Source organism: Aestuariivita boseongensis, from assembly GCF_001262635.1.
Classification (GTDB): domain Bacteria; phylum Pseudomonadota; class Alphaproteobacteria; order Rhodobacterales; family Rhodobacteraceae; genus Aestuariivita; species Aestuariivita boseongensis.
Map to the genome: position 1 here is coordinate 1 of NZ_JXYH01000003.1, position 17,879 is coordinate 17,879.

The window sequence follows — 17,879 nt, forward strand, 5'->3', positions numbered from 1 at the left end:
GCGCACGCATGCCCAAACCCACCGATATCGACGCCCTGATCGAACTGATGGCCAAGCTGCCGGGGCTTGGGCCACGTTCGGCACGCCGCGCGGTGCTGCACCTGATCCGCAAACGCGCACTGATGCTGACCCCTCTGGCCGATCTGATGCAATCCGTGGCTGTTACCGCCCGCGAGTGCCTGAACTGCGGCAATATCGGCACATCGGACATCTGCGATATCTGCAATGACGAGAAACGCGCCACAGGCGAGATTTGCGTGGTCGAAGACGTCGCTGACCTTTGGGCCATGGAACGGGCTGCAGTCTTCAAGGGCCGCTATCACGTTCTGGGCGGCACGCTCTCGGCGCTCGACGCGGTGGGACCCGAAGACCTGCGCATCCCGCGCCTGGTGGATCGGGTCGCCACGGAAGACGTGACCGAGGTGATCCTGGCGCTGAACGCCACAGTCGACGGGCAAACCACGGCCCATTACATCGCCGATCAGCTCCAAGGCCAATGTCGCCTGACATCTCTCGCGCAAGGCGTGCCCATCGGGGGAGAGCTCGATTACCTCGACGACGGCACCATCACCGCCGCCCTGCGCGCGCGCAAGGACGTGTAAGGCCCCGCCATGACAGTGATGCGATCCGCACAGGTCTATTTCGGCATCGTCTTTGCCGCAGGTTTCGTTCTGGGCACGCTGCGCGTCTTTTTCCTTGCCCCGATGACAGGCGAACTCGTCGCCGTGTTACTGGAAGTCCCGGTCATTCTTGCGATTTCCTGGTGGGCTGCCGGGGTGGCGACGCGCAACCGGCCACATCTTGCGACACCGTCTGCGCGCCTCAATATCGGGGCCATCGCCTTTCTGGGGCTGATGGTGGCAGAAGCGTCTCTGGCGATTGCCTTGGGTGGCACGCTGGCAGGCTTTTTGGAAGGCCTGCAGACACCGGCGGGGCTTGCAGGCCTTGCTGGTCAGCTTCTTTTCGCCTTGTTCCCTTGGCTGCGGCTAAAGCTTCAGTCCCAGTAACGCACAGCCGCCTGCCCCTCCCAAAGCAGGCGGCGCGCCCCGCCGTCAGAGGACGATCACGTCCAGCGGCGGAAATCCGTTAAAGCCGATCGAGGCATAGGTCGTGGTGTAGGCCCCGCAGTTGCGGATCACCACACGGTCGCCCGATGCCAGAGCGAGCGGCAATTGAACCGGCCGTTTTTCATAAAGCACATCGGCGCTGTCGCAGGACGGGCCAGCCAGAACGCACGGTCCAACCTCGCCGCCGTCATGGGGCGTGTCGATGCGATAACGGATCGCCTCGTCCATGGTTTCCGCCAGGCCCGAAAATTTGCCGATATCCAGATAAACCCAGCGGTGCAGATCGTCAGGCGACTTGCGCGACACCAGCAGCACTTCCGCCGCGATATGGCCCGCTTCGGCCACCATGCCACGGCCGGGTTCAGCCATCACATCCACATCTCCGAAGCGCGCGCGCACTTGCGCGATCACCGCAGCCGCATAAGCGCGGGGCGCGTCGATCGGCTGGTCGTAGAACGCCGGGAAACCGCCACCGATGTTCAGCAGGCTCAGTTCGTGACCGGCATCTTGGGCGGCGTGCCACAGCTCGGACATCTGATCCAGAACCGGCGCCCAGAATTGCGCCTGACGGGTCTGGCTGCCCACGTGGAACGACAGACCAACCGGGGTCAGACCGACCGACACGGCATAATCCAGAAGCGCAGGCAGTGCCGACGGCGCGCAGCCAAATTTGCGCGACAAGGGCCAATCGGCCAGTTGGCTTTCCACGATCACGCGCAGGTAGACACGTGCACCGGGCGCGTGCCCTGCGATCTTGTCCAGTTCGGCCTCGGCATCGGCGGCAAAGAGTGTCACACCCACACCATAGGCGAATGCGATATCGCTCGGTTTTTTCACAGTGTTGCCGAAGGAAATCACCTCGGGCCGCGCGCCTTGGGCCAGACACAGCTCAATCTCGGCGCGGCTGGCGGCATCAAAGCCCGATCCACGCTCCACCAGCAGGCGGATGATCTTGGGTTCGGGGTTCGCTTTGACGGCATAGTGAATATGCGCGCCATCCAGACCTTCGTTCAGCGCATCATATTGCGCGGCCACGCGGGCACGATCCAGAACAAGGGTTGGACGATCAAAACGGTGACGTGCGATATAGTCCAGAGCAGCGTCGTCGGAATAGGCCACGCGAAACGCGCCACCAGCAAAAGCGTTCATGGTCATCTCCAAAGGTACCGTCCATCAAAGGACAGGGTGAACAATCAGAGACGTTACCGTCGCTACGTAAACACGGGGCTGTTTGGCTCGGCCAGAGGCGCGTGCGTTGGCGTCTGTCCGCGCCCTTTGCGCCGAATTGATGAGTCGTGCAACAGTTTTTTTCACCCTTCGGAATTATTTGCGGGCCGGGGGATTTCGCGGCAATTTGGACACAGATGACTGACCCCTTTGACCCCGAAACCATCTGCGCCGCAGCCCCCGTCGCCCCGTCCTTCTTTGACGGGTTTTCCGAGCGTTTCGTGCCGGTGGGCGATGGTGAGATTTTCATCCGGCAGGCAGGGTCCGGCCCGCCGCTTTTGCTGCTGCATGGCTATCCGCAAACCAGCGCGATGTGGCACCGCGTGGCCCCAAGGCTGGCGCAGGAGTTTACCGTGATTGCTGCAGATCTGCGCGGCTATGGCCGGTCTTTCAAACCGGAAACCGATGCCGATCACAGCCCCTATTCCAAACGCGCCATGGCGGGGGATATGGTCACCTTGATGCGCGCCTTGGGTCATGATCGCTTTCTGATCGGGGCACACGACCGGGGCGCACGCGTGGCCCACCGCCTGGCCGCCGATCACCCAGACGCGGTGCGCGCATTATCCGTTCTGGACATCGCCCCGACGCGCGAAATGTATGCCCACGCCACATCCGATTTCGCGCGCGCCTACTGGCACTGGTACTGGCTGATCCAACCGGCCCCGTTTCCGGAAAAGCTGATCAGTGCTGATCCCGATTGGTTCTGGTGCAAGAAATGCTGTTCGGGCTCTGCCGGGCCCACGCCCTTTGCAAGGCAAGCCTTTGACGAATACCTGGCGGCCTTCCGCGACCCCGCCACCATCCACGCCAGTTGCGAAGATTACCGCGCCGCGATCGGCATCGACATCGCTCATGACACCGCCGATGAGGCCAAACTGACAATGCCCCTTCTGGCGCTTTGGGGCGCCAACGGGGCCATTGCCGCGCATTTCGACTGCCTGGCGCTTTGGCGCAAGCGGGCCGAGATTGTGTCAGGCCACGCCCTGCCCGGAGGGCATTACCTGGCCGAAGAAATCCCGGATCGGGTTCTTGACGCCTGGCTGCCGTTTCTTCGCGACCACGCCAACCGCTGAACGCACCGCACCCAAGAAAAAACCCCGGCACTCAGACCGGGGTTTTCAGACATACTTGAGGCAGACGATCAGATCCGATCGTCCTCATCCTCGTCATCGTCGTCACCGCCGCCTTTGGGCAGGTTGAACAGGCTGTCCGCATCCGCGATCGCGGCGGCGGGGTCTTTTTCGTCCTCATCATCGTCCGAACCGCCCAGCGTGAAGGTCTCCAGCCCCTCGATCGCCGTCGGGATCTTGGGCTCGGCCTCCATGCCAAGGCTCTGTTCGGTCGACACCAGCTTGCGACGCTCGTCATCGCTCATCACTTCGCCTTCCTTGGCCTTCTTGGCCGCGGCCTTCTGCACGGCTGCGTCAAGTTCGGACTGTTTGCACAGGCCCAGCGCCACCGGGTCAATCGGCTGGATGTTCGAGATGTTCCAATGCGTCCGCTCGCGAATCGACTGGATCGTCGGCTTGGTCGTCCCCACCAGTTTCGAAATCTGGCCATCGGTCAGTTCCGGGTGGAATTTCACCAGCCACAGGATCGACGCAGGCCGGTCCTGACGTTTGGACAGGGGCGTATACCGGGGCCCGCGGCGCTTTTCCTCACCCACGGCGGCGGCGTTGAATTTCAGCTGCAGCTTGTGCAGCGGATTCTTTTCGGCCGCGTCAATCTCGTCCTGGGTCAGCTGGTTGTTGGCGATGGGGTCAAACCCTTTCACACCGGCCGCCACATCGCCATCGGCGATGCCCTGAATTTCCAGTTCGTGCATGCCCACGAAATCCGCGATCTGCTTGAAGCTGATCGTTGTGTTATCCACCAGCCAGACGGCGGTTGCCTTGGCCATCAGCGGTTTTGCCATGTCGCGTCTCCTTTGCGCAAATCTCTCCCGTCGCCTGAAAGAGGCTGTCCTGCGGGGCAGAACGGTTTCCGTTGTCGGGGAACTTGAGCGCTATATAGTCAGACCGCGATCAGAAGGGAAGAGAGAATGCGCGCCTGGGTTTTGGCCTTCATGCTGTTGCCGGGACTGGCCTGGGCCAATGGCAAGCCCGGGCAGTTCGACTATTACGTGTTGTCGTTAAGCTGGTCGCCCAATTGGTGCGAGATCGAAGGCGACGCGCGCGGGTCGGATCAATGCGATGCGCGCCACGACCACGGCTGGATCCTGCACGGGCTCTGGCCGCAATATCACCGCGGCTGGCCATCCTTCTGTCAAACCGCCGAACGCGCGCCGTCCCGTGGCATGACGGCGGCGATGAGCGATATCATGGGCTCATCGGGCCTCGCCTGGCATCAATGGAGGAAACACGGCACCTGCTCGGGCCTGTCGGCACCTGCCTACTACGCCCTGTCGCGCGAAGCTTACGCACGCGTCACCCGGCCCGAGATCTTTCGCAAACTGACCCGCCCCGTGAAACTGCCCGCATCCGTCGTGGAAGAGGCCTGGCTGGAGGCAAACCCGGATCTGGAGCCCGACGGCATCACGATCACCTGCCGCGACGGCTATATCCAAGAGGCGCGCATCTGCCTGTCGCGCGACCTTGATCCGGTGCCCTGCGGGAGGGATGTGGTCCGCGATTGCCGGATGCGGGATGCGGTGTTTGCGCCGGTGCGGTAGCACAGCCAGCAACGTCGGTGACGCGGTGTTGGGACCCGCATTACGACGCGCCGACAGCTTTGGAAGTACGGTGCCGCTGCCGCTCAGTTGTTGGCCGTCAAAGGGTCAATGACCTGCGGAACTTCGGTGATTGCGCCGACCGGGATCCCGGACAATTCTGAATGCTTCCGGATCGAATCCTCGCTGTCAGCAAGATAAACGCAGAATGTTTTGTCACCGGCCACATAGCTGTGCTGCCATTGAATATTCGTGCCAATCTGCGCCAAAGCCTGATTGGATGCTCTGGCAGCACCGCAAAGTTCGGTCACTGACATTTGACCGATACCGGGGATATCACGCTCGATTATGAACCGTTTCATCTGTGCCATGGGTCGCTCCTTTCTGTTGCGATGCACACAGCTTGAAGCAGCAAATGGGAATCTCCTAACTAAGAAATTTTGCGCCAACTAAAGATTTCCTGTAGTCTTTGAATAGAATTCTGAGCGTGGGAAAGATTTTCTTTAGCAAATGGCACGCACGACTCATCTGAACGCGCTTCAGGCATTGGACATGGCTTTGCGTGAAGGTTCATTGCAGCGCGCGGCCGACAAGCTTGGCATTACACCTGCGGCGGTCGGGCAGCGCATCCGTGCGCTGGAGCAATTTCTTGAAACAGATTTGATCCTGAGAGGGCGTTCTGGTCTGCAAGCGACGCCGGCCTTGCAGTCTGCGCTGGATGATCTGCGCCTTGCCTTCGATGCGCTTGATCGCGTGTCTGACACCTTGGATTTCCAGCGCACATCCGAAATTCATATTGTGGGCGATCCCGATTGGGTAGACCTTTGGCTGTCCCCAAGACTGCCGTCGTTTCGGGCGGAATATCCCAACATTTTCTTCAACGCCAACGGGGAAGGCGACGTGCCGATGCGTCTTGGCGCGGCCGACATCATTGTGGACCGGGATCCCAATGGTCGGACCGCAAGTGGCGAGATTTTGTACCACGAAGTGTTTCTGCCCGTCGGGTCCCCGGAAAATGTCGGGCGTGTGCAAGATCCTCATTCTGCCAAGACGGATGATGGAAGCCCGCGCTATTTGCCCGTCGGTCAACTGTCCAGCCGTGAAGGCATGTGGCAGCATTCACAGAAAGGCGGCCTGGAGGGGTTTCCGCTGCTTCATATCAAGCCACGATCAGATGCGCCTGATATACCCGGGTGGGCGGATTGGCTGCACCGCTACCCCTATGAGCGAACCTCGCCCGAACGCGGTGTCCAATATTCGCTTGAACGGAATGCCCTGGACGGTGTCAGATCCAACGCAGGTCTTTTGATATGCGGTTTGTCATGCATCATCGACGATTTGCACCGCGGCGATCTCAGCCTCATTTTCCCGGCACGCGAAAGCCTGAAGGCCAAACACCCCTATCGCATCAAGGTCCGGGAAGAGACCAAAACCAGACCGCAAGTCCTGCGCTTTCTGGAGTGGCTGCATGGCGAAGTCGCAAAGACAAAAACCGCCATGCAGGCTGTGTTGAATGCAGACGCGCTCTGACGCCTGATCCGCAACGCGCTACGGCAACAAAACCGTCGATCCGGTCGTCTGCCGCGCCTCAAGCGCGCGATGCGCATCCGCCACCTCGTCCAGTTTGAACCGCTGGTCGATCCGGATCGTCACATCGCCTGCTTCGACCTTGTCAAACAGATGCCGCGCCATGGCCTGGCAGGCGTCGTGATCGGCGATATGCGTGAACAGCGTGGGCCGCGTGATCTTGAGCGATCCTTTCTGACCCAGGATGCCGATATTGAACGGCGGCACGGGGCCAGAGGCGTTACCGAAGGAAATGAACATCCCCAATGGCTTGAGGCTGTCCAGAGACCCTTCAAACGTATCAGCCCCCACGGCGTCCATGACCACATCCACACCTTTGCCATCGGTCAATTCGCGCACGCGCGCCGCGAAATCTTTAGTCCGATAGTTGATGCAATGCGTAGCCCCATGATCCAGCGCCAGCTGGCATTTCTCATCTGTGCCAGCGGTGCCAATCAGCGTGATCCCCTCTGACCGCGCCCATTGGCAGGCGATCAGGCCAACCCCGCCCGCGGCGGCGTGAAACAGCACAGTATCGCCCTTTTTCAACGGTGTGGTGCGGTGGAACAGATATTCCACCGTCATGCCCTTCAGCATCATCGCCGCTGCCGTCTCAAAGGAAATCCCATCCGGCACCGGACACACCTGCGCGGCAGGCATGACGCGTGCCTCGCAATAAGCGCCCGGCGGCATCGCGGCATAGGCGGCGCGGTCGCCAACTTTCAGGTGGGTCACACCGTCGCCCACGGCCTCGATCACGCCTGCGGCTTCCATGCCCAACGCATGCGGCATCTCCAGCGGGTACAGCCCTGTGCGTTGATAGACGTCGATGAAGTTCAGACCAACCGCCTCATGCCGGATGCGGATCTCACCCGGTCCGGGCTCACCAACCTCGCGATCCACAAGCTTGAACTCTTCCGGCCCACCGGCCGCTTCAATGATCGCCGTTTTGGCCATCTCACATCCTCCCTCGTTCTTCTTGCTTCAAATACGAAATCAACCGCCAGCCACTTCGAGCACGATCTTGCCAATATGGCCGGAGCTTTCCATACGCGCATGCGCCGCCGACGCCTGATCCAACGGAAACTCCGAATCCATGATGGGCCGCACGCGCCCAGCATCCAGCAAGGGCCAGACCGCCTCGCGCAAGTCCTGGGCGATTTTCGCCTTCGCCAAATCCGACTGGGGCCGCAAGGTGCTGCCCGTCATGGTCAGCCGCCGTGTCATCAACTGGGCAAAATTCACCTCGACCTTGGGGCCCTGCAGAAACGCGATCTGCACCAGCCGCCCGTCATCGGCCAAGGCCTTGAGGTTGCGCGGGATGTACTCACCACCCACCATGTCCAGGATCAGATCCGCCCCGCCTTCGGCACGGATCACATCGACGAAATCCTCTTCGCGGTAATTGATCGCGCGCTCGGCCCCCAGATCCAGACAGGCCTGGCACTTTTCCTCCGACCCGGCGGTGACAAAGACGCGCGCGCCAAAGACGTGGGCCAGTTGAATGGCCGTCGTTCCAATCCCGCTTGAACCGCCGTGGATCAGGAACCGCTCCCCTGCTTTCAGGCCGCCACGGGTGAAGACGTTGGAAAAGACGGTGAAATACGTCTCGGGCAGGCAAGCCGCCTCTTTCAGCGACAGACCCTTGGGCACGGGCAGGCAATGGGCGGCAGGGGTGGCCACATATTCCGCATACCCGCCGCCGGGCAACAACCCGCAGACCTGATCGCCCACGGACCATTCGGTCACGCCGGTGCCCACAGCGACAACCTCACCCGCGGCCTCAAGACCGGGCAGGTCACTGGCCCCGGGGGGCGGCGCATAGGCCCCCGCACGCTGCAGCGCGTCGGGTCGGTTCACCCCGGCCCAGGCCACTTTCATCACGATCTGACCATGCGCAGGCTGAGGCACGGGGCGTTCGGTGATCTGAAGAACATCCGGCCCACCGGGTTTGGTGATTTCAACGGCGCGCATTGTGTCTGTCATGGGTGTGATCCTTTCCTTGCGCCCACTGCGTACCACCCGCAAGCGCGGGCGAAAAGACGGCCGTTACCTGAGGGTCAATCGCGCGGGGCGGACCAGCTGCCCGGCAGGTCCGAGGGGCGCGCGCGGGGCGGGGCCTTGATCTGGCTAAGCAGCCATCCCGGCCCGGCGAACATCTTGGACAGGATCGGCGATTTGCGCACCGTGGCCTTGGCCTTTTCGATTTGCATCACGTCATCAATGCGCCGGTCCAGGAAGTCCCATGTGGCGTGATGATCAAGCGAATCGTCCCCCAGCCAGAACAGCACAGTCGAGGTATAGACCCCCGACAGCGTCGCGCGTTTGGTGTACCAGTTGAAATCTTCAGAGGTGTCGCCCAGCGCGGTCCAAATCGCGTCGCAGGTGCCCCAGACCAGCCTCGCCCCTTCGGCCGCGTTATGTGGCAATGAAAACAACGTGGTGCCGCGCCGTACGGCTTCCTTGTCATCGACCGCTTCCAGCCGGAACCGCACGGCCGCCGCGATCTTATCGCGGAAGCGCAGAGTGCTGAGGTCTTCTGTTTCAAGGCGCTCCAGCATCATCGCATCGCCGCGTTTGTGGTAGGCCACGGCCAGATCAAACGCCCCGCGTGGACACGCAGCGCGGGCGGCGGTCATGTCGGCACCGATATCGGACACCGCGGCGCGAAAGGCCGCATCCGACCAGCCGTCAAAGGGCACATGCATCAGGGCGGCATCCAAAAGTTGCGCTTTGAGGTCGGTCATATCAGGCTCCAATTTCTGCGAGGGCTCATACTAGACAAGTTAGGAGCGCTTTGCTATACGGCCACTTCCTGCAAATCCTTGCAACTTCAATCTAGAAAGGTGGTGACAACCACATGCAGGTTAGTGTTCGCGACAACAATGTCGATCAGGCGCTTCGTGCCCTGAAGAAAAAGCTGCAGCGCGAAGGCGTGTTCCGTGAAATGAAGCTCAAGCAACATTTCGAAAAACCGTCCGAGAAGAAAGCGCGCGAGAAAGCTGAAGCGATCCGACGTGCCCGCAAGCTGGCACGCAAAAAAGCGCAACGCGAAGGTTTGCTCTAAGCAGTTTTCCCGGCATTGCCGACACGAAATTGAACGACCCCCGAGGCACCGCCCACGGGGGTTTTTCTTTGGGAGTGGTCGTTTTGTGCCACCTTGGCACCGCGTTTTGATCGTTTTGTGCCCCTCTCGGCCGGGCTTTTCCTCGCCCTGAGCGGGCGCATCGCCCACGACTTGCAGCGATGACGTAAGACACTTCTCCTGCAGAACCGAATTGGCTGACCCATCTGTGGCGCGCGGGTCCGATCAAGTGACCTTCGGCAAGTCAGGCGCAGAGGCCATTAGACATCTGGTGGCAACGCCTCTAACACTTTCTCAACCGTAGCGAGTTTTGAGGCACATCCCTTGGCGACCGAAAGTACTGCAGCACACGCATCCCCGTCCTGGTTCGTGGCCCCCGGAGAGGGGGATTTTCTGGCCTGGTTCACGCTGGCCCTGATCTGTCTGGCGATCTACGGCGTTGTCACACTTTATGCCGCATTTGACCGGTGGGCCGAACATCAGGCCAAGGGCACGCCGCTGGCCAAGACGATCCCCACGATGCTGACCATTGCGCTGCTCTACGAGATCTTTCCGCTGGGACATTTCAATATCCTGTTGCCGATCAGTGCGATCCTGATTGCGCTGATGGCCGATTGGTCACGCTTTAATCTGGGCAAACAGGACCAGGCCCGCCAAGCCGCCGACGCGGAGGCGCAAGAGAATGCTTGAGCTTCTGGTTACCTCCTTTCCGGTCATCATCCGCTATTTCCAACTGAAACGCCGGGGAGAGGCGATGACGGTGTGGAACATGCGCACCGCTGTTCTGATTTGGGCCATCTTGGCGTTCTTCCTGTTTCTGGTGATTTTCTATTTCCACCCGAAATCCTATTCGGGCCTGCTGCCGTTCCGCACGGTATCGGTGGTGGCGCAGACCACCGGCCCGGTGACGAGCATTGCAGTGCAAAACGGTCAGCGTGTGGCCGAAGGTGATCTGCTGTTCAAGATCGAAGACAGCACCCAAAAAGCTGCCCTGAGGCAGGCCGAGACGGAATTTGACCGGATCGCCGCCGAAGAGTCCAAAGCGCGAGAGATGCTGACTGTGTCGCAAGCCAGCGTGGCGGAGGTGAACGCGACGCTGGACAAGCTGCGCGTTGATCTGGCGAACGCGCAAACACTGGTCGAACGGAACGTGGGCACGCAAGACGCCGTGCGGGAGCTTGAAGCGGCCGTTGCAGCGGCGGAGGCGGAGTTGGTCGCGGCCCAGGCGCAGGTGGAACTGGCGCAGACAGATATTTCCGAGACCATTCCCGCGCAGGTCGCACTGGACAAGACCGAAGTGCGCTCTTTTGCCAACGGCGTCGTCACGCAGATGGCGATGAGCGAGGGCAGCCCGGCCTCGACCCTGATCCTGAGCCCGGCGATGGTGATTATTCCCGACCGTCCCGAAGGTGTGCCGATCCGGATCACCGCCGGGTTTTCGCAGGTCGCACGATCAACACTGTACGAAGGGATGCCTGCCGAGATTGCCTGTGACAGCAATTTCGGCCTGTCGTTCCGCAATGCGATATTGCCCGCCAAGGTCGCCCTGGTGCAGCCTGCGGTGGCAGCGGGTCAAGTTGTCCCGGGAGGACGTCTGCTTGAGCCCAACAACTCGCTGCAGCGCGGATCGCTGTTGGTGTATTTCGAACTGCTGCACCCCGAACATGAGGCCATGATGCTGGATGGGAGCGGATGCATCGTGCAGACCTATGCCACCAATCGTCCTGGCATTGTGGGCCACATCATTGCGGCAACGGGCGTGGTGAAGGCCGCCGGTCTGCGGTTGAAGGTCTGGGGTGGTCTGATCTCGGGCGTGGGGCTGGCGGGCGGCGGTGGCCACTGATCGCTGAAGTCTCGATTATCTGCCTGAACGGCTCGGATTTCTACACATCGGGGGTGCAGCGCCTATGTTTGCACCCAAGCCCAAATGCACAAAGGAACGCAGGATGAGCGATACATACACCCCCCCGAAGGTCTGGACCTGGGAGCAAGGCAGCGGCGGGCGCTTTGCCAATATCAACCGCCCCATAGCAGGCGCGACCAGCGAAAAGGATCTGGAGGTGGGCAAGCACCCTCTGCAGCTTTATTCGCTGGCGACGCCCAACGGGGTGAAGGTGACCGTCATGCTGGAAGAGCTGTTGGCACTGGGGCACGAAGGCGCGGAGTACGACGCCTGGCTGATCAATATTGGTGAGGGCGATCAGTTCACATCCGGGTTTGTCAGTGCGAACCCCAACTCCAAGATCCCCGCGCTGATGGATCATTCGACCACGCCGCCCACGCGGGTCTTTGAGAGCGGGTCGATCCTTTTGTACCTGGCCGAGAAGTTCGGGGAGTTCCTGCCCACAGATCATGTGGCGCGGACCGAATGCATGAACTGGCTGTTCTGGCAGATGGGCAGCGCGCCGTATCTGGGCGGCGGGTTCGGCCATTTCTATGCCTATGCGCCCGAGAAGTGGGAATATCCGATCAACCGCTTTGCGATGGAAACCAAGCGCCAGCTCGATGTGCTGGACCGGCATCTGGCCGAGAACAAGATGATGGCCGGGGACGAATATTCCATCGCCGATATGGCGATCTGGGCCTGGTATGGGCAGCTGGTTCTGGGCCGCTTGTACGACGCGGCAGAGTTTCTGGACGTCACCAGCTATGAAAACGTGATGCGCTGGGCCAAAGAGATTGACGCACGGCCGGCAGTCAGCCGGGGCCGGATGGTCAATCGCGCCTTCGGAGAGTTGCACACGCAGCTGCGCGAACGCCATGACGCGTCGGATTTCGAAACGAAAACGCAAGACAAGCTGGAAGCCGAAGAGGGCTGAAATCACACCCGGAAGTGGCTGGAACCGGTTGCGCCCGCATCATTTTGCGGGCGCATTTTTTTCTTCGTCAAATTCGTACATCTATATATGATGTTTTTACCATGATAGGGAGGAAGTCATGTTTAAATACATCGTTGGGCTCGCCTTTGCGGCTCTGGTTGCCATGTCGGGCACGCTGAGCGCAGCTGAAACTGAGCGTTATGGCAAGCAGAAGGTGGTCTATCACATCAATTACGATGGCGGCCCGGAATCCAAGAAATACAAGGGCGCAATGCGCAACATCCAGAACCACATCAATGCGGTGGGCGCGGAGAATATGGACATCAAGGTCGTTCTGCACGGCAACGGGCTGGGCGTTCTGATGTCGGCAAAAGAAGACGATGCGCTGCAGACGGCGATTGGATCGCTGAAATCTCAGGCGGTCAGCTTCCACGTGTGCAACAACACGCTGAAAGGCCGCAAGATCAGCTATGAGAACGATCTGTACGACACCTGAGAAGAAGACATCGTGCCGTCAGGCGTGGCCGAACTGTCCCGGTTGCAGCAGATGGGCTATACCTACATCAAGCCGTAAAACGGTTTCAGACAGGGATTGCAGGGGGCGCTTTGGCGCCCCTTTTGCTGTTCAGGCGCGCGCATCCTCCAGGATCATGTAGGAGGCTTTTTCCGCGATCATGATGGTGGGGGAATTGGTGTTGCCACTGGTGATCGACGGCATGACGCTGGCATCCACCACCCGCAGACCGCCCAAGCCCCGGAACTGCAGGCGTTCATTGACCGGGGCCTGATCGTCCTGCCCCATGCGCACTGTGCAGGTGGGGTGGAAGATCGTGGTGCCGATGTCGCCCGCGGCTTTGACCAGATCCTCTTCGGCGTCACCGATGGAACCGGGGCGGAGTTCTTCCGGGGCGTATCGCTGCATCGGGGCTTGCGCCATGATGGCACGCGCCTGCCGGATGGCGGCGGCAGCGACGCGTTTGTCACTCGGGTCGCTGAGGTAATTGGGGGCAATCACCGGGGCATCGTGGGGATTTTGCGAGCGGATCAGAACCTCACCGCGGCTTTGCGGGCGCAGGTTGCAGACGCTGGCGGTGATGGCAGGGAAGTCGTGCAAGGGCTCTCCGAACGCATCCAGTGACAGCGGTTGGACGTGGTATTGCAGATCGGGTGTGTCCACGTCCTGGGACGAGCGCGTGAAGGCCCCAAGCTGCGACGGAGCCATGGACATAGGGCCGCTCCGCGTGAATGCATATTCCGCGCCGATGCGCATCTTGCCCCAGAAAGAATTGGCGATTGTGTTCAGGGTCTTGGCATTACTGAGCCGCCAGGCGCAGCGCAGTTGCAGATGGTCTTGCAGGTTGCGGCCCACGGCTGGTTTGTCGAGCAGGACGTCGATGCCCAGCTTGCTGAGGTGGTCGGCAGGACCAATGCCGGAGAGTTGCAGGATCTGCGGGCTGCCGATGGCCCCTGCAGACAGGATGACCTCGCCCCCAGCATGGGCGGTTTTGCGGGTGCCGCCTTGATCATAGTCCACTCCGGTGACGCGGCCATTCTCCACGATCAGCCGGTGCACATGGGCGCGGGTTTCGACCTTGAGCCCCGGTGCCTTGGCCGTGCGCAGGAACGCCTTGGCGGTGTTCATCCGCCAGCCGCTGCGCTGGTTGACGCGGTAGTAGCCGACGCCTTCGTTATTGCCAGTGTTGAAATCCGTGACCTTGGGAAGGCCCCAGCTTTCTGCCGCATCGGCCCAGTGATCCAAGAGATCCCAATGCAGGCGCTGGTTTTCCACACGCCATTCGCCACCCTCTCCGTGCATGTCGGAAGGGCCTTCGACATAATCTTCGGATTTCAGGAAATAGGGCAGCACATCGTCCCAGCCCCAGCCGGTCAGACCCATCTGCCGCCAGCCGTCATAATCCGCCGCCTGCCCCCGGATATAAAGCATCCCATTGATCGAACTGCACCCGCCCAGAAGCTTGCCCCTTGGGTAGAGGAGCGACCGACCGTTCAACCCCGGCTCCGACGCGGTTTTGAACATCCAGTCGGTACGCGGATTGCCGATGCAATAGAGATACCCCATCGGGATATGCACCCAATGATAGCTGTCCTTGCCACCCGCTTCGAGCAAGAGCACCTTGTGCCCCGCCTCCCCCAGCCGTTTGGCCAGAACGCAGCCTGCGCTGCCTGCGCCGATGATGATGTAATCCCAGGTCATTGTCGCCTCCCCCCTAGGACCGTTTCGCAGATTGGGCGCAGAGGCAAGAGGCGTGCCCGGATTTCAAACGGTGCGATCCGGGGCTGGTGCCGGTGTTTCGTATTTGGAGCAAGAAGAAGGGGCAGGACGGTGCCTAGACTGGCAAAGCGGTGGTTTTGAACACCGTGCGCAGAGCGAAGGAGGATTGCATTTGCGCGACCCCCGGCAGGCGGGAGAGGTGTTGGCGGTGGATGCGGGCGAAATCATCGGTGTTTTCGGCGACAACCTTCAGGATGTAATCCGCAGCGCCCGCCATCAGGTGGCATTCCAGCACATCAGGAATGCGCGCCACCGCCTTTTCGAAAGCGTCCAGCACCTCATCCGTCTGGCCCTGCAGGGTAATCTCCACAAAAACCGTTGTGGGCACGCGCATCTTGCGCGCATCCAGCAGCGCCACATAGGCCGAGATATAGCCGTCGGTTTCCAGCCTTTGCACCCGCCTGTGGCAGGCCGAGGGTGAGAGATTGACCTGTTCGGACAGCTCGGCGTTGGACATGCGGCCGCTTTTCTGCAGCGCCCTGAGGATCCGGTGGTCGATATCATCCAACATGATTTGCGCACGTCCTTTGCGTAAAGGCGAAAATTCTTCGAATTTTCTTCTGCATTATTCAACCCGGGCAGGCCAGAATTTCAAGCACTTTGCTTGGGCCTTGCGGCAAACTGGGCCCAGCCAAGGAGGAGAGGCACAATGAAAATCGGATGCCCTAAAGAGATCAAACCGCAGGAGTTCCGCGTGGGTCTGACCCCCAATGCCGCGCGCGAGGCGGTATCGCACGGTCATGAGGTGGTGGTCGAGACGGGCGCAGGCGCGGGAGCGGGGTTTGACGACACCGCGTACCAGGCTGCGGGCGCACAGATCATCGCCACTGCCGAAGAGGTGTTCGCCAGCGCCGACATGATCGTGAAGGTCAAGGAACCGCAACCCACCGAACGCAAGATGTTGCGCGAAGGTCAGCTTCTGTTCACCTACCTGCACCTGGCGCCGGACCCGGAGCAAACACGGGATCTTCTGGCTTCGGGCTGCACGGCGATTGCCTATGAAACGGTGACCGATGATCGGGGCGGGCTGCCGCTGCTGGCCCCGATGTCAGAGGTCGCCGGCAGGCTGGCCCCACAGGTGGGCGCCTGGACGCTGCAAAAGGCCAATGGCGGGCGCGGCGTGCTGATGGGCGGTGTACCCGGTGTGGGCCCGGCCCGCGTTCTGGTGATCGGCGGCGGCGTTGTAGGCACACATGCGGCGCGGATCGCGGCGGGTATGGGCGCGGATGTCACCGTGCTGGACCGGTCACTGCCACGGCTGCGCTATCTGGACGATACCTTTGCCGGGGTATTCCGCACCGGTTATTCCTCGGCCGGGTTGCTGGCCGAACATCTGGAACAGGCTGATATGGTGATCGGCGCAGTGCTGATCCCCGGTGCCGAAGCACCCAAACTGGTCAGCCGTGCGCAGTTCACCGACATGAAACCCGGTGCGGCGCTGGTGGATGTGGCCATCGACCAAGGCGGCTGTTTCGAAACCTCGAAACCCACCACCCATGCCGACCCCATCTATGAGGTGGACGGCATCATGCATTACTGCGTGGCGAACATGCCCGGCGCTGTCGCGCGCACATCGACCATCGCTTTGGGCAATGCGACGATGCCCTTCATGCTGGCCCTGGCCGACAAGGGATGGCGACAGGCCTGCGAAGACGACCCGCACCTTCTGAACGGGTTGAATGTGCATGCCGGCAAGCTGACCTATTATGCGGTTGGCAAAGCGCTGGGGATCGACGTAATGTCGCCCACTCTGGCGCTGAAAGCGTAAGGGCCGGCCGCGCGGGCCGACCCATTTTCAGATCAGGCGGCGCTTTGCTTTTGCAGGGCGTCGCGGATCTCTTGAAGCAGTTCGATCTCGGTCGGACCGGCGGGCGCTTCTTCTGCCACTTCTTCTTCCTTGCTCTCAGCCGCTTCCTTGATGCGGTTGACCATCTTGACCAGCATGAAGACCACCCAAGCAACGATCAGAAAGTTGATCACGGCCATAAGGAAATTGCCGATGGCAAAAACCGGTGCACCGGCCTCCTGCGCGGCCGCCAGCGACGCATAGCTTTTGCCGTTCAGCACATAGAACCAACCGGAGAAATCAATCCCTCCGGTAAAGAGCGCGATGATGGGGTTGATCAGATCGCCCACAAGCGAGGTCACGATCGCGGTGAATGCTGCGCCGATGATGATACCAACGGCCATGTCCATGACATTGCCCTTGGCGATGAAGTCCTTGAACTCTTGAATCATGCCAGTTCCCTTATCCTTGGCTACCGAAGTGCCGCGCCTTCTTGATGTGCGCAGCTACACAACGGTTAACATATCAGCGAACAGGTCAATCACTGTTTTTCTGTTTTGCTGCGCATAGGTAAGGGTTTGCCTGTTTGTTTTCTTAAGGACTGTCCACATGTCTGCACTTGCCTCTTTCCCCATTGCCCAGAAATGGCCTGCAACCGATCCGTCGGTGATCCAGCTTTACTCCTTTCCCACCCCAAATGGCGTTAAAGCCTCCATCGCGCTTGAAGAGATGGAGTTGCCCTACGAGGCCCATAAGGTCACGCTGTCGGACGCGGATGTGAAAAGCCCCGAATTCCTGTCGCTGAACCCCAACAACAAGATCCCCGCCATCATCGACCCGAACGGTCCGGATGGAGAGGCGATCGGTCTGTTCGAAAGCGGCGCGATTCTGCTGTATCTGGGCGAAAAGACGGGAAAGTTCATCGGCAACTCCGCGCGCGACAAGGCGCGGATCACCCAATGGCTGATGTTCCAGATGGGCGGTTTGGGCCCGATGTTCGGGCAACTCGGTTTCTTCTACAAATTCGCCGGTTCCGAGATCGAGGACCCTCGACCGCGCGACCGGTACATCAACGAGGCCAAACGGCTTTTGTCTGTTCTGGAAGGCCATTTGGAAGGGCGCGACTGGGTCGCGGGCGATTATTCCATTGCGGATATGGCGATCGCGCCGTGGCTGCGCGCGCTGGATTTCTATGGCGCGAAAGAGGTGTTGGGCTGGGAGGGTCACAAGAACCTTGTGGCCTATCTGGACCGCTTCCTTGACCGCCCTGCCGTGCAGACCGGGCTGGTAACCCCGCCGCGGGACTGAAGATATCACCCGCCTCGGATCTGGGGCGGGTGCTGCTTCTTTCTGGACAAAAACCCC

Annotated in this window: 21 protein-coding genes; 12 read left to right on the forward strand and 9 right to left on the reverse strand. The window is 60.7% G+C overall.

All coding sequences use genetic code 11. The annotated features are described in order from the left end of the window. Positions 1 to 8 precede the first annotated feature (8 nt). Positions 9 to 602, forward strand: coding sequence for a recombination mediator RecR (gene recR / locus TR61_RS01885; RefSeq protein ID WP_050927986.1), 594 nt, complete (start codon positions 9 to 11; stop codon positions 600 to 602). Positions 603 to 611: 9 nt separating this feature from the next. Further along, on the forward strand, positions 612 to 1,007 hold the full coding sequence (locus tag TR61_RS01890; RefSeq protein ID WP_050927855.1) for a hypothetical protein: 396 nt from the start codon (positions 612 to 614) through the stop codon (positions 1,005 to 1,007). A gap of 45 nt (positions 1,008 to 1,052) precedes the next feature. On the opposite strand, the gene TR61_RS01895 is transcribed toward TR61_RS01890, so the two are convergent. Further along, positions 1,053 to 2,222, reverse strand: coding sequence for a type III PLP-dependent enzyme (locus TR61_RS01895; RefSeq protein ID WP_050927856.1), 1,170 nt, complete (start codon positions 2,220 to 2,222; stop codon positions 1,053 to 1,055). A 209-nt stretch (positions 2,223 to 2,431) separates the two neighbouring features. On the opposite strand from TR61_RS01895, the gene TR61_RS01900 reads away from it, so the two are divergent. After that, a complete protein-coding gene (locus tag TR61_RS01900; RefSeq protein ID WP_050927857.1) occupies positions 2,432 to 3,370 on the forward strand; it encodes an alpha/beta fold hydrolase in 939 nt (312 codons plus the stop codon). Between the two features lie 68 nt (positions 3,371 to 3,438). On the opposite strand, the gene TR61_RS01905 is transcribed toward TR61_RS01900, so the two are convergent. After that, positions 3,439 to 4,212 (reverse strand): DUF1013 domain-containing protein, encoded by a 774-nt coding sequence (locus TR61_RS01905; protein WP_050927858.1) that lies wholly within the window; start codon positions 4,210 to 4,212, stop codon positions 3,439 to 3,441. A gap of 126 nt (positions 4,213 to 4,338) precedes the next feature. Here TR61_RS01905 and TR61_RS01910 point away from each other — a divergent pair, with 126 nt between their 5' ends. Then, positions 4,339 to 4,968, forward strand: a complete 630-nt coding sequence (locus TR61_RS01910; protein ID WP_050927859.1) for a ribonuclease T2 family protein — start codon at positions 4,339 to 4,341, stop codon at positions 4,966 to 4,968. Positions 4,969 to 5,051: 83 nt separating this feature from the next. Here the strand turns inward: TR61_RS01910 and TR61_RS01915 are convergent, their stop codons facing one another. After that, positions 5,052 to 5,336 (reverse strand): DUF4242 domain-containing protein, encoded by a 285-nt coding sequence (locus TR61_RS01915; protein WP_050927860.1) that lies wholly within the window; start codon positions 5,334 to 5,336, stop codon positions 5,052 to 5,054. Between the two features lie 139 nt (positions 5,337 to 5,475). On the opposite strand from TR61_RS01915, the gene TR61_RS20470 reads away from it, so the two are divergent. Further along, entirely contained in the window at positions 5,476 to 6,495 is a 1,020-nt protein-coding gene (locus tag TR61_RS20470) for a LysR family transcriptional regulator (protein ID WP_050927861.1), read from the forward strand. Between the two features lie 18 nt (positions 6,496 to 6,513). Here TR61_RS20470 and TR61_RS01925 read toward each other — a convergent pair whose 3' ends face one another. From TR61_RS01925 to TR61_RS01935, 3 genes are all read right to left on the reverse strand, one after another. Then, the gene (locus TR61_RS01925) at positions 6,514 to 7,488 is read right to left on the reverse strand and encodes a quinone oxidoreductase family protein (protein WP_050927862.1); all 975 of its coding nucleotides are present in this window, start codon (positions 7,486 to 7,488) and stop codon (positions 6,514 to 6,516) included. 39 nt (positions 7,489 to 7,527) lie between these two features. Beyond that, the gene (locus TR61_RS01930) at positions 7,528 to 8,517 is read right to left on the reverse strand and encodes an NAD(P)H-quinone oxidoreductase (protein ID WP_050927863.1); all 990 of its coding nucleotides are present in this window, start codon (positions 8,515 to 8,517) and stop codon (positions 7,528 to 7,530) included. Positions 8,518 to 8,591: 74 nt separating this feature from the next. Next, the gene (locus TR61_RS01935) at positions 8,592 to 9,278 is read right to left on the reverse strand and encodes a COQ9 family protein (RefSeq protein WP_050927864.1); all 687 of its coding nucleotides are present in this window, start codon (positions 9,276 to 9,278) and stop codon (positions 8,592 to 8,594) included. A 113-nt stretch (positions 9,279 to 9,391) separates the two neighbouring features. Here TR61_RS01935 and rpsU point away from each other — a divergent pair, with 113 nt between their 5' ends. The 5 genes from rpsU (at position 9,392) to TR61_RS01960 (ending at position 12,931) form a co-directional block, all read left to right on the forward strand. Next, complete coding sequence (gene rpsU, locus TR61_RS01940; protein WP_005614280.1) at positions 9,392 to 9,598, forward strand: 30S ribosomal protein S21; 207 nt, start codon at positions 9,392 to 9,394, stop codon at positions 9,596 to 9,598. 342 nt (positions 9,599 to 9,940) lie between these two features. Further along, positions 9,941 to 10,306: a hypothetical protein gene (locus tag TR61_RS01945; RefSeq protein ID WP_050927865.1), complete on the forward strand. Its 366-nt coding sequence runs from the start codon at positions 9,941 to 9,943 to the stop codon at positions 10,304 to 10,306. Then, on the forward strand, positions 10,299 to 11,459 hold the full coding sequence (locus TR61_RS01950) for an HlyD family secretion protein (protein WP_050927866.1): 1,161 nt from the start codon (positions 10,299 to 10,301) through the stop codon (positions 11,457 to 11,459). Before TR61_RS01945 ends, TR61_RS01950 begins: the two co-directional genes overlap by 8 nt. A 103-nt stretch (positions 11,460 to 11,562) precedes the next feature. Beyond that, positions 11,563 to 12,435 (forward strand): glutathione-dependent disulfide-bond oxidoreductase, encoded by an 873-nt coding sequence (yghU, locus tag TR61_RS01955; RefSeq protein WP_050927867.1) that lies wholly within the window; start codon positions 11,563 to 11,565, stop codon positions 12,433 to 12,435. 118 nt (positions 12,436 to 12,553) lie between these two features. Continuing rightward, positions 12,554 to 12,931, forward strand: coding sequence for a DsrE family protein (locus TR61_RS01960; protein ID WP_245626794.1), 378 nt, complete (start codon positions 12,554 to 12,556; stop codon positions 12,929 to 12,931). Positions 12,932 to 13,060: 129 nt separating this feature from the next. Here TR61_RS01960 and TR61_RS01965 read toward each other — a convergent pair whose 3' ends face one another. Further along, entirely contained in the window at positions 13,061 to 14,650 is a 1,590-nt protein-coding gene (locus TR61_RS01965) for a GMC family oxidoreductase (protein ID WP_050927868.1), read from the reverse strand. 133 nt (positions 14,651 to 14,783) lie between these two features. Next, complete coding sequence (locus TR61_RS01970) at positions 14,784 to 15,242, reverse strand: Lrp/AsnC family transcriptional regulator (RefSeq protein WP_050927869.1); 459 nt, start codon at positions 15,240 to 15,242, stop codon at positions 14,784 to 14,786. A 135-nt stretch (positions 15,243 to 15,377) separates the two neighbouring features. Between TR61_RS01970 and ald the strand changes: the two genes are divergently transcribed. Beyond that, entirely contained in the window at positions 15,378 to 16,496 is a 1,119-nt protein-coding gene (ald, locus tag TR61_RS01975) for an alanine dehydrogenase (RefSeq protein ID WP_050927870.1), read from the forward strand. Positions 16,497 to 16,528: 32 nt separating this feature from the next. Here the strand turns inward: ald and mscL are convergent, their stop codons facing one another. Continuing rightward, positions 16,529 to 16,966: a large conductance mechanosensitive channel protein MscL gene (gene mscL, locus TR61_RS01980; RefSeq protein WP_050927871.1), complete on the reverse strand. Its 438-nt coding sequence runs from the start codon at positions 16,964 to 16,966 to the stop codon at positions 16,529 to 16,531. 157 nt (positions 16,967 to 17,123) lie between these two features. Between mscL and TR61_RS01985 the strand changes: the two genes are divergently transcribed. Next, the gene (locus tag TR61_RS01985; RefSeq protein ID WP_050927872.1) at positions 17,124 to 17,822 is read left to right on the forward strand and encodes a glutathione S-transferase family protein; all 699 of its coding nucleotides are present in this window, start codon (positions 17,124 to 17,126) and stop codon (positions 17,820 to 17,822) included. The last annotated feature ends 57 nt before the right edge of the window (positions 17,823 to 17,879 follow it).